General features: G+C 63.4%; 12 protein-coding genes. 7 read left to right on the plus strand and 5 right to left on the minus strand.

Translation table 11 applies throughout. The annotated features are described in order from the left end of the window. Window positions 1-90: 90 nt before the first annotated feature. From B7G52_RS18165 to hppD, 3 genes are all read right to left on the minus strand, one after another. On the minus strand, window positions 91-1,842 hold the full coding sequence (locus B7G52_RS18165; RefSeq protein ID WP_170954801.1) for an adenylate/guanylate cyclase domain-containing protein: 1,752 nt from the start codon (window positions 1,840-1,842) through the stop codon (window positions 91-93). Window positions 1,843-1,979: 137 nt separating this feature from the next. Continuing rightward, window positions 1,980-2,942, minus strand: coding sequence for a phenylalanine 4-monooxygenase (phhA, locus tag B7G52_RS18170; protein ID WP_205853085.1), 963 nt, complete (start codon window positions 2,940-2,942; stop codon window positions 1,980-1,982). 8 nt (window positions 2,943-2,950) lie between these two features. Further along, window positions 2,951-4,087 carry a 4-hydroxyphenylpyruvate dioxygenase gene (hppD, locus tag B7G52_RS18175; protein ID WP_096698965.1) on the minus strand — a complete coding sequence of 379 codons (1,137 nt, stop codon included), beginning with the start codon at window positions 4,085-4,087 and terminating at the stop codon, window positions 2,951-2,953. 124 nt (window positions 4,088-4,211) lie between these two features. On the opposite strand from hppD, the gene B7G52_RS18180 reads away from it, so the two are divergent. The 4 genes from B7G52_RS18180 to lnt all read left to right on the plus strand — a co-directional run bounded on the left by B7G52_RS18180 (window position 4,212) and on the right by lnt (window position 8,392). Next, entirely contained in the window at window positions 4,212-4,685 is a 474-nt protein-coding gene (locus B7G52_RS18180) for an Lrp/AsnC family transcriptional regulator (RefSeq protein ID WP_096698939.1), read from the plus strand. 245 nt (window positions 4,686-4,930) lie between these two features. Continuing rightward, entirely contained in the window at window positions 4,931-5,656 is a 726-nt protein-coding gene (locus tag B7G52_RS18185; RefSeq protein ID WP_096698940.1) for a GNAT family N-acetyltransferase, read from the plus strand. Between the two features lie 301 nt (window positions 5,657-5,957). After that, window positions 5,958-6,740, plus strand: coding sequence for an HlyC/CorC family transporter (locus B7G52_RS18190; protein WP_370692371.1), 783 nt, complete (start codon window positions 5,958-5,960; stop codon window positions 6,738-6,740). Window positions 6,741-6,763: 23 nt separating this feature from the next. Next, a complete protein-coding gene (lnt, locus tag B7G52_RS18195; protein WP_096698942.1) occupies window positions 6,764-8,392 on the plus strand; it encodes an apolipoprotein N-acyltransferase in 1,629 nt (542 codons plus the stop codon). On the opposite strand, the gene B7G52_RS18200 is transcribed toward lnt, so the two are convergent. Both B7G52_RS18200 and B7G52_RS18205 read right to left on the minus strand, forming a co-directional pair. Continuing rightward, window positions 8,372-10,132 (minus strand): amidohydrolase family protein, encoded by a 1,761-nt coding sequence (locus B7G52_RS18200; protein ID WP_096698943.1) that lies wholly within the window; start codon window positions 10,130-10,132, stop codon window positions 8,372-8,374. The genes lnt and B7G52_RS18200 overlap by 21 nt on opposite strands. Beyond that, the gene (locus B7G52_RS18205) at window positions 10,113-10,988 is read right to left on the minus strand and encodes a bile acid:sodium symporter family protein (RefSeq protein WP_096698944.1); all 876 of its coding nucleotides are present in this window, start codon (window positions 10,986-10,988) and stop codon (window positions 10,113-10,115) included. Before B7G52_RS18205 ends, B7G52_RS18200 begins: the two co-directional genes overlap by 20 nt. Window positions 10,989-11,106: 118 nt before the next feature. On the opposite strand from B7G52_RS18205, the gene glyQ reads away from it, so the two are divergent. The 3 genes from glyQ to gmhB are packed head-to-tail and all read left to right on the plus strand — an operon-like array spanning window position 11,107 to window position 14,712. Further along, the gene (glyQ, locus tag B7G52_RS18210; protein WP_096698945.1) at window positions 11,107-12,012 is read left to right on the plus strand and encodes a glycine--tRNA ligase subunit alpha; all 906 of its coding nucleotides are present in this window, start codon (window positions 11,107-11,109) and stop codon (window positions 12,010-12,012) included. A gap of 2 nt (window positions 12,013-12,014) precedes the next feature. Continuing rightward, the gene (glyS, locus tag B7G52_RS18215; RefSeq protein WP_096698946.1) at window positions 12,015-14,144 is read left to right on the plus strand and encodes a glycine--tRNA ligase subunit beta; all 2,130 of its coding nucleotides are present in this window, start codon (window positions 12,015-12,017) and stop codon (window positions 14,142-14,144) included. Between the two features lie 10 nt (window positions 14,145-14,154). Beyond that, entirely contained in the window at window positions 14,155-14,712 is a 558-nt protein-coding gene (gmhB, locus tag B7G52_RS18220; RefSeq protein WP_096698947.1) for a D-glycero-beta-D-manno-heptose 1,7-bisphosphate 7-phosphatase, read from the plus strand. Window positions 14,713-14,721 lie beyond the last annotated feature (9 nt).

The raw sequence follows: 14,721 nt of genomic DNA on the forward strand, positions 1-14,721 counted from the left end.
CCCCCGCCGAACCCGCCACCAAACCCGCCACCGAATCCGCCACCATAAGCACTCATTTCTCTCTCTCTTTCTTCATGTTGAATCGAGGTATTACTCTTCAGGTAAGCCAAGTTTGCGAAGCGCGGCAGCACAACGTTGACGCGTCACGCTGCTAGAGCTACCCATTGACAAATATGCGGAGACAGTCAGGTGCGGCTCTTCTTTATGTAGTGCTCGCAAGGTATCTCCTGCCTCCGCGAGGAGGCCAACTTCCGTCTGCGCCGTCAATAGGACGCGTAGCGTTGGTGAGTGATGTCTATTCAATTTCAATGACCTTTTCGCATAGTCGATAGCACGTTCATGTGCGTTGTCTGCTAACAGCGCAGCAGCCGTGAGCAGATCAAAGTAGTACCCCAATGGGTCTATCGGCGAAAGTGCACGCGCATACTCCGCTTCATTCACAGAGTCTGGTGCTGAACCCCACATAGAAGAAGCTACGCTCTTGAATAACCAAGCCATTGGTTCGTTTGGATTTGCTTGAATAGCGCGAGCCAACCTAGAATTCGTTTCCTCGACATTACCTAGAAGTTGGCAATGCGCATAACCTTCTACTGCCAGCGTCAACGCATTTTCCGGTTCGCTATCGAGGGCTTTCTTCGTCTGCTCAAGGGCGAGCTGAGTGTCGCGGTGCGGAGAATCGCTTAACCCCCGGATGATGCGCATGATGTACCACTTGGCCAGCCAGGCGCGCGGAGTAGCTATTCGACCATGCCTCTCTATCAGGGCATCAAGGGCCTGCCGGCTGCGGTCGAAGTCGCGGACCGAGGACCGGTGCATCATCGAAATTCCACCGAGCAGCAACGAGCTGCTATCCAGCCGTGGCATGGGTTGCACCAAAGACTGCTGGATTTCAGCATCGATCAGTGCGCGAGATGTTGACGCTGCCAAGCTGTTAAGTAACTCACTTTGGGCTTGTAGCAAGTCGTCCGTATCGCCGGACACACGTTCAGCCCAGACGATTTGAGTAGTCCGCGCATCTGCTAACTCGGCAATGATCAGAATCTTGCCGCCGCTAGCGATGTAGCTACCAGACAGAACAAACGAAGCGCCCAATCGCGATTCCACATCCTGCATGACGCTGGCCCGTCCTCTGAACGCAGTGGTAGACAGACGAGAGATGACGCGGATATCGGGGCTGCGCGAAAGTTGCGCGATGACTCCATCGGCAATGAGTTCTCCGATAACGAAATGTTCTGGCTCGTTGCTGCGTGCTTCGAATGGGATGACCGCGATGGTCGGTCGGAAGTCGGGCGGCAACGCATGGGGTGCGGGAATAATGGGCGCGTGGCCAACAGGGCCGACCCGATAGGCGCGCACTGGCTTTTCAACATGCTTGAGATGGCAGTCACCCAAGTCTTCGACGTCGGCGTCCAGTCCGACTGCGAGTTCATCGCGTAGCTCGGAGGAAACCACCATTTCCCCCGGTCCGGCCAGCGTGCTCACGCGCGAGGTCAGGTTGACGTCGGTGCCGTAGATGTCGTGCTGGTCGGTCACGAAGCTGGCGAGGTGGCCGCCCATGCGCAGGTGCATCTGATGCTCGGGCCGCAAGCCGCTATTGGCCTGCCGCGTGAAACTGTGCAGGGCAAAGGCGGCTTTGACGCAACTTTGGGCGTTGGAAAATTCGAGCATCAGGCCATCACCCAGGCTTTTGACGATGCGGCCGCCATGCAGCGGCAGCACGTTCTGCTCCGCTTCTTCCACGAGTTGTTGCCACCGCCGTACAAAGCCATCCTGGTCCTGCTCCATGATCCTGACCGACTCCACCACGTCCATGACCAGCAACACTTTCGTGCTTCTTGTCATGTTGGCAGGTAGTTCAATCAACGGGAGCCTCATCGTAGACGGTGTAACAAAATTTTACCTCCTCATTTTGTAGGAGGAAACCGTCCCGCCGTCCATTCAATGGCTGTGGCGCCCCTGTTGCGCCCCGCGATGTTGTTTCAGTGTTGAACGATTTCTTCTTCTTCAGCCGGCCTTGCTCCGGTGGCGATGTCGGGCAAGCCCTGGAGGCGCTGGTAGATGGATGTGAAATCCGGCGCGGTTTTGTCGAATAGCTCCTGGAAACTGTTGATGACGAAGTAGGTCTGCTGGTAGCTGTCGATCTTGTAGCGGGTGCGCATCACGCGTTCAATGTCCAGCGGCAGGCGCTGCGGTTCTGGGCTTTGGACCGCATGCTGCAGCTCGCCGGATGAACTCAGGATGCCGGCACCGTAGGCGCGCAGGCCGCCTTTCTGCTGGATCAGGCCGAACTCGACGGTGTACCAGTAGAGCCGGCTCAGTTGTTCGCAGGCGCCCAGGCCGTGCGCCTTGAGCCCGCCCTTGCCGTATTCCTGCATGTGGTCGGCAAAAATGGGGTTGAACAGCAGCGGCACATGGCCGAACAGGTCATGAAAGACGTCGGGCTCGACGATGTAGTCGAACTCTTCCGGCTTGCGTATCCAGTCGGTCACCGGAAACTTGCGATTCGCCAGCAGCGTGAAGAAGGGCACCTCGGGGATCAGCCCGGGCACCGTGACAATTTCCCAACCGGTGGCTTGGCGCAGGCGCTGGTTGATGTCCTCAAAACGAGGAATGTGGTCGCTGGCACCCAGCGAGGGCAGGGCAGCAATGAATTCGTCGCAGGCCAGGCCCGGCAGCAGCGCGGCCTGGCGCGCGTACAGGCGCCGGTAGGTGTCGTGGTCGGCTGCCGTGTAAGCCGCGTAGTTTTGCGGGCAGGTGTAGTCTGCGCCGGCGCGCGTGTAATCGCCGCGCGGCGGGCGCTCGCTGGCGCCGTAAACAACCGGTGGAGCAGCCCCCACGCTCCCCACTGCGTGTGGTTCGCTGCCCCCCGAGGGGGCCGTCGCTTGCTCGGGGCGGCCCTTCTCGGCGCGGGCTGCGTCACCGCTGATCGCTGCGTGTGACATGGTGGTTGTCAGGCTGTCTGCAGCACGCCGCGGCGCATCTGGTCCAGCTCCATGGTTTCAAACAGCGCCTTGAAGTTGCCTTCGCCAAAACCCTGGTTGCCCTTGCGCTGGATGAACTCGAAGAAGATCGGGCCGAGCTGGTTTTCGCTGAAGATCTGCAGCAGCAGCTCGCCGGGCGTGCCGTCCACCAGGATGTTGCGCGCTCTCAGCTCGGCTACGTTTTCGCCGTGGCCCGGAATGCGTTTGTCGAGCAGCTCGTAGTAGGTCTCGCTGGTGTTGAGCAGCTTGATGCCGCTCAGCTGCAGCGCATCCACCGTGGCGTACAGGTTGTCCGAGCCCATCGCAATGTGCTGGATGCCTTCACCCTGGTAGCGGTCCAGGTACTCCTGGATCTGGCCGGCTTTTTCATTGCCTTCCTCGTTGATCGGGATGCGGATCTTGCCGCAGGGGCTGGTCATGGCCTTGCTCTTGACGCCGGTGGCCTGGCCTTCGATGTCGAAGTAACGCACCTCACGGAAGTTGAACAGGCGCTCGTAAAAGCCCGACCACTCGGCCATGCGGCCGCGGTGCACGTTGTGCGTGAGGTGGTCGATGTAGGTCAGCCCATGGCCGACCGGGTTGAGTTCCGCACCCGGCAGGGGTTCGAAGTCCACATCAAAGAAACCGATGTTGCCGATGTCGCCTTCCCTGGCGCCGTTTTTGCCGCGCCAGCGGTCGATGAAATAGATGATGGAGTCGCCAATGCCCTTGATCGCCGGGATGTTCAGCTCGCCGGGGCCGGCGGTGTGGGCATAACCCCAGGCGCCCAGGGAAATGGCGCGTTCGTAGGCGGCTTTGGCGTCCTGCACGCGGAAGGCGATGGCGCAGACGCTGGGGCCGTGCTGGCGCGCAAAACGCTGGGCAAAGGAGTCGGGCTCGGCGTTGATGATGAAGTTGATGCCGCCCTGGCGGTACAGCGTCACGTTTTTGTGGCGGTGTTTGGCAATCGGCTTGAAGCCCATGCGCTCGAACAAGGCGCCCATGGCGGCCGGCTCCGGCGCGGCGTATTCAATGAACTCGAAGCCGTCCGTGCCCATGGGGTTGTCCCAGGCAGCTGCGGCGGGCGGCGCTGAAGAAGGGGCGGGTTGGGTAATGGCGGCGTTCATGCGTGTCTCCATGCGGTTCAGAAAAATAGCGGCACATCCACTTTAAACGCGGCGCGCATCAATTTTTATGCAAAACACGGCGCCAAACTTCATAAGCACGCATCAAACCTGCATAATACGAGTCATGGAAGCACTCGACAAGCTGGACAAGCTCATACTGCGCAGCCTTCAAGCCGACGGACGGGCGACTTACGAGCTGATCGCCGAGCAGGTCAGCCTGTCGCCCAGCGCCGTGCTGCGGCGGGTCAAGCGGCTGGAGGAAAGCGGCGTGATCGACCGCTATGTGGCGCTGGTCAAGCCCGAGTCGGTCGGGCTGGGGCTGACCGCCTACATCAACGTGCGGCTGGAAAAACACACGGAATCGCACAAGCGCAACCCCATGGACCTGTTTCGCGCGAGTGTGCAGACCTGGCCCGAGGTGGTGGAATGTGCGGCGCTGACCGGCGAGATGGATTACCTGCTGCGTGTGGTGGTGGCCGACATGGGCCACTACAGCCGCTTCATCATGGACACGCTGCTCAAACACCCCAGCGTGCAGGACTGCAAGACCAGTTTTGTGCTGGACCGCGTGAAGTCGACCACGGCGGTGCCGGTTTGATGCGGGGTCGCCAAAGCGGGCCAGGTCAGGGGCTGATTTAGGGGTTGGCCCCCCTTTCGATGTCGATTCATGCCGGTTCGGCAGGCGCCTGGCGGGGGAAATTGCTACCGTATTCATAGCTGCTGGCGCCCATTTCTAAAGGGCAAAAAGCCTTTTTGACTATAAACTTGAGCGACTCCCCCGGTCTGTCGGATTAAATAGCCTTCAGGGCTGGACATTCTAGGGAAAACCCTTATATTGAACCCATGGTTACCCCCGGCACATTGATCAAGGCGTCCCTTTCTGCGGGCAAGGAGTTTTTCCGCCCACCGGTGGACGATGCAACGCGCGCGCCGCACAGGCCGCCTGTGCTGGTGCCCATCCGCTCCATCGGTCCCACCCACGGCGAACGCATCGAAAAACATCTGCTGGCGCTGGATCCGCATGACCGTTACCTGCGGTTTGGTTACGCCGCCAGCGACGAGCAGATCCGCCGTTACGTGGCCGGCCTGAACTTTGAGCGCGACGAGATTTTCGGCATCTACAACCGCAAGCTCGAGCTGATCGCCATGGCGCACCTGGCGCTGTCGATCGACCCGGAGTTGAAAAGCTGCGCGGAGTTTGGCGTCTCGGTGCTCAAGCACGCACGCGGGCGCGGCTACGGCGCGCGCCTGTTCGACCGCGCCGTGATCCATTCACGCAATGAGGGGGTGAGCATGATGTTCATCCACGCGCTCAGTGAAAACACCGCCATGCTCAACATCGCCCGCAAGGCCGGCGCCGTGATCGAGCGTGACGGCTCGGAAAGCGAGGCCTACCTCAAGCTGCCACCGGCCGACCTGGACTCGCGCATGACCGAGATGGTCGAGGAGCAGATCGCCCAGACCGACTACCGCCTGAAAGTCCAGGCCAAGCAGTTCTGGGACATCCTGGCCGTGGTCCAGGAGGTGCGGCAGGGCGTGCGTGACAGCCGCGAGCGCAGGCCGATGTGAGTGTGGCCCCCACGGTCGCTCACTGCGTGTAGCTCTCTGCCTCCCGCCGGGGCGCTGGGCCTGCGGTCTGGCAAAGCCAGTCCCGCGACCCCCTGCTTGAACATAGATGCCTTCACGGCCGCCCTGTTAACCCGTTCATCCTGAGCCTGTCGAAGGATGCGCCCGAGCGGCTGCATCGCCTGATTGAATTACGTTATCCTTGGCAACTTGCCAACTACCGAACACCTCCGTGTCCGACACCCCTCCCAGTAGACCGCCCAAGCCCGAAGACAAACGTGGCTTCCTCCAGAAGCTGGCTGAAATGCTTCACCCCGGGCCCGATTCCAAAGACGAGCTGATTGAAACCCTGGTCGAGGCGCAGGACAACGATGTCATCGGCGCGCAAAGCCGGGAAATGCTCGAAGGCGTGATCCGCATGGCCGACATGACGGCCGGCGACGTGATGGTGGCAACGCCCCGCATGGACGTCATCAACATCGATGCGCCGTTTGACGAGTTGCTGCACCTGGTGATCGACACCGCTCACTCGCGTTTTCCCGTTTACGAAAACGAAAAAGAAAACATCATTGGCATTCTGATGGCCAAGGACCTGCTCAAGCTGCAGCGTGCGCCCGAACTCAACATCCGCGCGCTGCTGCGGCCGGCGGTGTTTGTGCCCGAGAGCAAGGGCCTGAACGACCTGCTGCGCGAATTCCGTGGCAACCGCAACCACCTGGCCATCGTCATCGACGAGTTTGGCCGGGTCGCCGGACTCATCACGATTGAAGACGTGCTCGAGCAGATCGTCGGCGAGATCGAGGACGAGTTCGACATCGCCGAGGACGAGGGCGACATCTTCGGCCTGACCGACCACACCTACCGCGTCAGCGGCGACACCTCGATCGAGCGTGTGAACGAGGCCTTTGGTGTGCTGCTGCCCGAAACCGACTTCGAAACCATAGGCGGTCTGGTGGCTCACGAGATGGGCCATGTGCCCAAACGCGGCGAACTCTACGCGCTGGCCGGCCTGCAGTTCACCGTGCTGCACACCAAAGGGGGCGCCGTGCGCTGGTTCAAGGTTTCGCCCGTCGCCACGGGCACCTGAGGCGCGGCGGGCAGAAGCAACGGATGGCACGGAACTCGCTCCACAGCATGATCTCGGTGCTGCCGACGCTGCCAGCCCTGCTGGAGCATATCGGGCACCCGCAAGCGCGCCGGGGCCTTTCCTTTCTCGACATTGCTATTGTTTTAATAGCTGGCTGCGCCCACGCCTTGAGCGTTGCGTGGCCTTTTTCTTCTGGATTGGCGCAGGGCCAGCCGGTCTGGTGGCTGCAGCTGCTGGCCCTTGCCGCGCTGGTCCGCTCGCTGGACCGTTGCGCCCGCTTCAAGCAGGGGCTGCTGCTGGGCTGGCTGTTTGGCGGCGCCTGGCTGTGCGGCATTTTCTGGTGGCTGTTCATCTCGCTGCATGTGTACGGCGGCCTGGCCGCGCCGCTGACGGTGCTGGCCGTGGGCGGTCTGGCGATTTTTTTGGCCACCTATTACGCCGTGGCCTGCGCGGCCTACGTCTCCCTGGCCCCCGCAGGGCGAACGCGCCGGGCGATTGTTTTTGCGGCTCTCTGGCTGCTGGCCGAGCTGGCCCGGGTGGAGTTTTTCACCGGCTTTCCGTGGGGCGCGGCCGGTTACGCGCACCTGGACGGCTGGCTGGACGGTTATGCGCGCTGGATCGGGGTGCACGGCATCACCTTCCTGGCCGCTTTCTTGGCTGCCAGCCTGGCCGGCCTGGGCCGGTCACGGCGCCAGCTGGCCGTGTTCCCGGTGTTGGTGGCGCTGATCGTGGCGGGGGCGCTGGCGGCGGGAAAGCAGACCTCCACCTCGGCCGGCAGCCTGCAGGTGACGCTGCTCCAGGGCAACATTCCCCAGGATGAAAAATTCCAGCCCGGCACCGGTCTGCCCACGGCGCTGCGCTGGTACGGCGAGCAGCTGCAGGGCGCTAAAACCGCGCTGGTGGTGGCGCCGGAAACTTCGCTTCCCCTGCTGCCGCAGCAACTGCCCGACGGTTACTGGCGCGCCGTGCAGGCACGTTTTGCCTCGGGCCAGCAGGCGGCGCTGATCGGCATGCCGCTGGGCAGCTACAGCGCGGGTTACGCCAATTCGGCGGTGGGGCTCAAGCCGGGGGAGGCCCAGGCCTTCCGTTTCGACAAGCACCACCTGGTGCCCTTTGGCGAGTTTGTCCCGCCGGGCTTTCGCTGGTTCATCAACCTCATGAACATCCCGCTCGGCGACTTCAAGCGCGGCCCGCTGGGCCAGCCTTCGTTTGACTGGCAGGGCCAGCGGCTGGCGCCCAACATCTGCTACGAAGACCTGTTTGGCGAAGAGCTGGGCGTCAGTTTCACCAACGCAGCCACGGCGCCCACGGTGCTCGTCAACCTCAGCAACATCGGCTGGTTCGGCAACACCATCGCCATCGACCAGCACTTGGCCATCTCGCGCATGCGGGCGCTGGAGTTCGAGCGGCCCATGCTGCGCGCCACCAACACCGGCGCCACGGTGATCATCGACCACCGCGGCAAGGTCACCCACGAACTGCCGCGCCACACGCGCGGTGTGCTGGTCGGCGAGGTGGAAGGCCGCAACGGCATTACGCCTTACGCCTGGTGGGTGTCGCGTTACGGCCTGTGGCCGCTGTGGACCCTGGGCCTGGGTGTGGCGGGGCTGGCGCTGGCCTTTCGCCTGCGTTCAGGCCGTTCCCTGGCCTGAACGCACGAGCCGGCCCGGCCGCGCGGCCGTGACCTCGCCCTCGCGGGCCACACATTCGCCCGCGACCCAAGTGCCGAGGTAACCCTGCGCCTTTTGCAGAAAACGTTTGCCGCCGGCGGGCAGATCGCGCACCAGCTGCGGCAGGCCGACGCTCAATCGCGAGGGGTCGATGACGTTGATGTCGGCACGCAGGCCGGGCGCCAGCAACCCGCGGTCGCCCAGCCCCAGGTAGCGCGCATTGCGCGAGCTCATCATTTCCACCGCCTGCTCCAGCGGCAGGCGGCCTTGCGCCCGGCCCTGCACCCAGTGCGTGAGCATGAAGGTGGAAAAACTCGCGTCGCACACGGTACCCACATGCGCGCCGGCATCGCCCAGGCCGAACAGCGCGCGCGGGTGGCCCAGCATCTGGCGCACGGTGTCGAGCGAGCCCTGGTTGTAGTTGAAGATCGGGAAGTAGACGAGTTGGCTGCCGTCGCCTTCGCTGAAGTAGTCGTACAGCGCCTCCAGCGCGGTGACGCCGCGCTGTTTGGCGCGCACCAGAAAACTCTGCATCACGTTGGGTTCATAGTTGAGCGCGGCGTCCAGCGGGAACATGCGCCCGGCGATCATTTCGATCCGTGCCAGCAGCATGTCCACCAGCGGAGGGATCGGTGTGCCGTCGCCCGCCAGGCGTTCGGACTTCTCGCTCAGTATGCGGGATTTTCGTGCTGGTTCCCTCATGGCGGCTGCGCGGTCTGCTACTGAAAGCGTAGCAATTTCCTTGTAGCCGGGAAACCCCATGAAGGGGTGAAAACTCGCGTCCAGCCCGTTGATGACGCCGATGCCGCGCGCGGCGGTCTGCAGGTACAGCGGCAGGCCGCGCGCCACGGCCGCTTCCACGCGGGCCTGCATGGCCAGGTACTGCTCGCCGCCAGGGTCGCGCTGCAGCCAGCTCATCGAGAGTGGTCGCCCGCTGGCCGCTGCCAGCTGCTCGACCAGGTCGAACTCGGCATCGAAGTTCTGCGGTCCCTGCATCAGGTCGAAATCGCTGACCACCTGCACCACGCCGTGGCTCAGTCCTTCAAAGGCGCGGGCAATGCCGGTCAGCTCGGCCGCGCTGGCAATCGAGGCCGGCGTGTCATGCCCCTCGGCCGTGCGATGGTTGTCCGAGCGGCCGGTGGAAAAACCCACCGCTCCGGCGGCCAACGCCGTGCGCAGGTGGCCGCGCATGGCGGCAATGTCTTGCTCGTTGGCAGCTTCACGTGCCTCGGCGCGTTCGCCCATCACCAGCATGCGCAGCGGGTCGTGCGGCACCATGGCCATGAAGTCCAGGCTGTGTGGCATGGCGTCGAGCGCGTTCATGTAGTCGCCAAAACTCTCCCATGAAAATTTCACGCCTTCGGTCAGGGCCACGCCGGGGATGTCTTCCACGCCCTCCATCAGCTTGATCAGGCGGTCCTCGCTGCCCGGTCGCAGCGGCGCGAAACCGACGCCGCAGTTGCCCATGACCACGGTCGTCACGCCGTGGTGGATGCTGGGGCTGAAGGTCTCGTCCCAGGTGGCCTGCCCGTCGTAATGGGTGTGGATGTCCACAAAGCCCGGCGTGACCCAGGCGCCGCTGGCGTCCACCGTGTCGCGCGCCGCCGTGGTGATGGGGCCGATGGCCACGATGCGGCCATCCTGCACGCCGACGTCGGCCACAAAGGGCGCGGCGCCGCTGCCGTCGATCACGGTGCCGCCTTTAATGAGCAAGTCGAGCATCTTTTTTCCTCCAGAAGTAGGCCAGCGACAGGCCGCTGACGATGTGCCACATGCCCCACAGGCTGGCAATGAGGACCATGCCGAGGTCCGAATTGAACTGCACGGCAATGATGCCCAGGGCCAGGCCCGAGTTCTGCATGCCGCCCTCGATCATCACGGCGCGGCGGTCGCGTTCGCTCACGCCCATGGCCTTGCTGGTGGCCCAGCCGAACAACAGGCCGCTGGCGTTGTGCGCGATCACGATGGCCAGCATGGGCAGCAGGCCCAGCGTCAGCAGCTGGCGCTCCTTGATCAGCCCCAGCACGATGAAGGCCAGCAGTGCCAGCAGCGAAAAGTTGCCCAGCGGCTTCTGGATACGCGCCGTCAGCGCAGGCAACTGGTGCGAGAACACCAGGCCCAAGGCCATAGGCAGGGCCAGCAGCAAAAACAGGCTGATCCAGATGCCCGAGGGGTCGATGTCCAGGGTCTTGAGCCAGCCGGCCGTGGCCGGGTTGGCCGCCACCATCCAGCTGAAGTTGAAGGGTGTGGCAACCAGCGCAATGATGCTGGCCACGGCTGACACGCTGACCGACAGCGCCGTGTTGCCGCGGCCCAGGTGGGTGACCACGTTGCTCAGGCTGCCGCCGGGGCAGGCCGCCACCAGGATCATCGCGGCCTCGACGTTGGGTGGCAGGTCCAGCGCCAGGGTGGCCAGCCAGGTGCCCACGGGCAGCAGGATGAACTGCGGGATCAGCCCGCAGACCACCGCCTTGGGCGTTTGCGCGACGCGCCTGAAGTCGCTCACCTTGAGCTCCAGCGCGACCGAAAACACCATGGTGGCCAGCACCAGGCTCAAAATCCATTGTTGGGTTGTCATGACACTTTCCTTGTGTCTCAGGGTAACCCGGTGAAAGCTCCGTAAAATCAAGGGTTTTCGCGGGTTCAGGCCCGTGCGGTCCCTTACCCGCGGCCCTGCGTCGCCGCACACCCTATTTATGTTGACCTTTCAGCAAATCATCTTGAAGCTCCAGTCCTACTGGGATGCCCAGGGCTGCGCACTGTTGCAGCCTTATGACATGGAAGTGGGCGCCGGGACGTCGCACACTGCTACGTTTTTAAGAGCGCTGGGCCCGGAGCCGTGGAAGGCCGCCTATGTGCAGCCGAGCCGCCGGCCGAAGGACGGCCGTTACGGCGAGAACCCGAACCGCCTGCAGCACTACTACCAGTACCAGGTCGTGCTCAAGCCCGCGCCCAGCAACATCCTGGCGCTCTACCTCGGCTCGCTCGAGGCGCTGGGGTTTGACCTGAAGAAAAACGACATCCGCTTCGTGGAAGACGATTGGGAGAATCCGACGCTGGGCGCCTGGGGCCTGGGCTGGGAGGTCTGGCTCAACGGCATGGAAGTCACGCAGTTCACCTACTTCCAGCAGGTCGGCGGCATCGACTGCCGGCCCATCACCGGCGAGATCACCTACGGCCTGGAGCGTCTGGCCATGTACCTGCAGGGGGTGGACAACGTCTACAACCTGCAGTGGACAGACAGCATGAGTTATGGCGACGTCTACCTGCAAAACGAAAAGGAACAGTCGGCCTACAACTTTGAACACAGCGACGCCGATTTCCTGTTCACCGCCTTCACCGCGTACGAGAAGCAGGCCAAACACCTGATCGACGTGCAGCTGGCGTTGCCGGCCTACGAGCAGGTGCTCAAGGCCGCGCACAGCTTCAACCTGCTGGATGCGCGTGGCGCCATCAGCGTGACCGAACGCGCCGCCTACATCGGCCGCATCCGCAACCTGGCGCGCGCCGTCGCGCAGAGTTATTACGAATCCAGAGAGCGCCTGGGCTTTCCGATGGCGCCGCGCGAGTGGGTGGAACAGATGACGAAGAAGGCCGCATAACCATGACAACGCAAAACCTTCTGGTCGAACTGTTTGTGGAAGAGCTGCCGCCCAAGGCGCTCAAAAAACTGGGCGATGCCTTTGCCGGCGTCTTGTTCGAGCAGCTCAAGGCCCAGGGCCTGGCCAGCGCCGACGTCTCGGTGGTGACGGCGTATGCCTCGCCGCGCCGCCTGGCTGCGCATGTCACGCATGTCTGGCGCAAGGCCGCCGACAAGGCGGTGCAGCAAAAACTCATGCCGGTCTCGGTGGGGCTGGACGCTTCCGGCAACGCCACGCCTGCGTTGCTGAAAAAGCTGCAGGCCCTCGGTGCTGACGTGTCCGACCCGGCCGTGGCCGTGGCCGCCCTCAAGCGCGCGCCCGACGGCAAGGCCGAGGCGCTGTTCTACGACAGCCTGGTGACGGGTGCTGCGCTGGATACCGGCCTGCAGAAAGCGCTCGAAGAAGCCATCGCGAAGCTGCCGATTCCCAAGGTCATGAGTTACCAGCTCGAGACCGACTGCGCCTTGCCCGGCTGGAGCAGCGTGAACTTCGTGCGTCCGGCGCACGGCCTGGTGGCGCTGCACGGCAGCACGGTGGTACCGGTCACGGCGCTGGGCCTGAAGGCGGGCAACACCACGCAGGGCCACCGCTTTGAAGCCAGAGTGTCGCCGGTGGTGATCAAGGATGCCGACGCATACGCCCAGACCCTGCTGGGCGACGGCGCGGTGATTGCCAGCTTCAACGACCGCCGTTTTGCCATCGTGCAGCAACTCGCGCAGGCGGCCGAGCGTCTGGGTCCGGGCTACGAGGTGCTGATGGACGAGGACCTGCTGAGCGAGGTGACCGGGCTGGTCGAGCACCCCAATGTGCTGGTGTGTGCGTTCGAGTCGCAATTCCTCGACGTGCCGCAGGAGTGCCTGATCCTCACGATGAAGGCCAACCAGAAATATTTCCCGCTGGTCGACGCGAAGGGCAAGCTCACCAACAAATTTCTGGTGGTCAGCAACATCAGCCCGGATGACGCGAGCGCGGTGATCGGCGGCAACGAACGCGTGGTGCGGCCACGCCTGGCCGACGCCAAGTTCTTTTTTGACCAGGACCGCAAGAAGACGCTGGCCTCGCGCGTGGCGGGGCTGGACAAGGTGGTTTATCACAACAAGCTGGGCTCCCAGGGTGAACGCGTCAAACGCGTGCGCGCGATTGCCGAAACGATTGCCAATCGGCTGGGTGCCGATGTGGCCGACGTGCAGCGCGCTGCCGAACTGGCCAAGACCGATCTGGTGACCGACATGGTGGGCGAATTCCCCGAGTTGCAGGGCATCATGGGCCGTTATTACGCGCTCAACGATGGCCTGAGCCAGGACGTGGCCGACGCGATTGAAGATCACTACAAACCGCGTTTTGCCGGCGACGAGCTGCCGCGCAACACCATCGGCGTGATCGTGACGCTGGCCGACAAGCTCGAAACCCTGGTGGGCATGTTCGGCATCGGCAATGTGCCGACCGGTGACAAGGACCCGTTTGCGTTGCGGCGCCACGCACTGGGCGTGATCCGCATGCTGGTCGAGAAAGACCTGCCTCTGAAGCTGGCCGAACTGGTCGAGGACGCGATGCCGGTCTTTGGAGACAAGATCACCAACGCTTCCACCGCATTGGTCGATTTTATTTACGACCGCCTGGCCGGTTCGCTGCGCGAACAGGGCTTCAGCGCGCAGGAGGTTGATGCCGTGCTGGCGCTTCAACCCCAGCGCCTCGGCGATGTCGCCAAACGTCTGTCGGCCGTGCGCGCCTTCGCCGCGCTGCCCGAAGCCCCGGCCCTGGCCGCCGCCAACAAACGCATCGCCAACATCCTCAAGAAGGCTGGCGACGTCGATGCCCATGTCAGCGAGGTGCTGCTCCAGGAGCCCGCTGAAGTCGCCCTGTACGCCGCCATGAAAGAGGTGGCACCCAAGGCCAACACCCAGTTCGAGGCCGGCGACTACACCGCTTCGCTGCAGACGCTGGCCGCGCTGCGTGCGCCGGTCGATGCCTTTTTCGACGGCGTGATGGTCAACGCCGAAGAGATGGACTTGCGCCTGAACCGGCAGGGCTTGCTCAAGAGCCTGCACGATGCCATGAACCGCGTCGCCGACCTGTCCAGACTCGCCAGCTAGGCGACATGTCATGAAACTCGTCATTCTTGACCGCGACGGCACCATCAACAGCGACAGCGAGGATTTCGTCAAGACGCCTGACGAGTGGGTGCCGCTGCCCGGTGCGCTGGAGGCGATTGCGCGGCTGACCCACGCCGGCTGGCATGTGGTGATTGCGTCCAACCAGTCGGGGCTGGGGCGCGGCCTGTTTGATGTGGCTTCGCTCAACGCCATGCATGCCAAGATGCACAAGATGCTGGCCGCTGTGGGCGGGCGCGTCGATGCGGTGTTTTATTGCCCGCACAGCCCGGAAGAAACCTGCACCTGCCGCAAGCCCCTGCCCGGGTTGTTCGAGCAGATAGGCACGCGTTTTGGCGTGCCGCTCAAGGGTGTGCCGACCGCCGGTGATTCGGTGCGTGATCTGCTGGCGGGTGCTGCCGCGGGTTGCGAGCCGCACCTGGTGCTGACCGGAAAATCGGCAAGGTACCGGGACGGCGGCCAGCCGGAAGGCTTGCCGCCCGGCGCGCAGCTGCATGCCGACCTGCCGGCCTTTGTGGAGTTCCTGCTGGCGCGCAGTGCCTCCGCCTGATGCTATAGA

The organism is Polaromonas sp. AER18D-145 (genome assembly GCF_002379095.1).
Classification (GTDB): Bacteria; Pseudomonadota; Gammaproteobacteria; order Burkholderiales; family Burkholderiaceae_C; genus Polaromonas.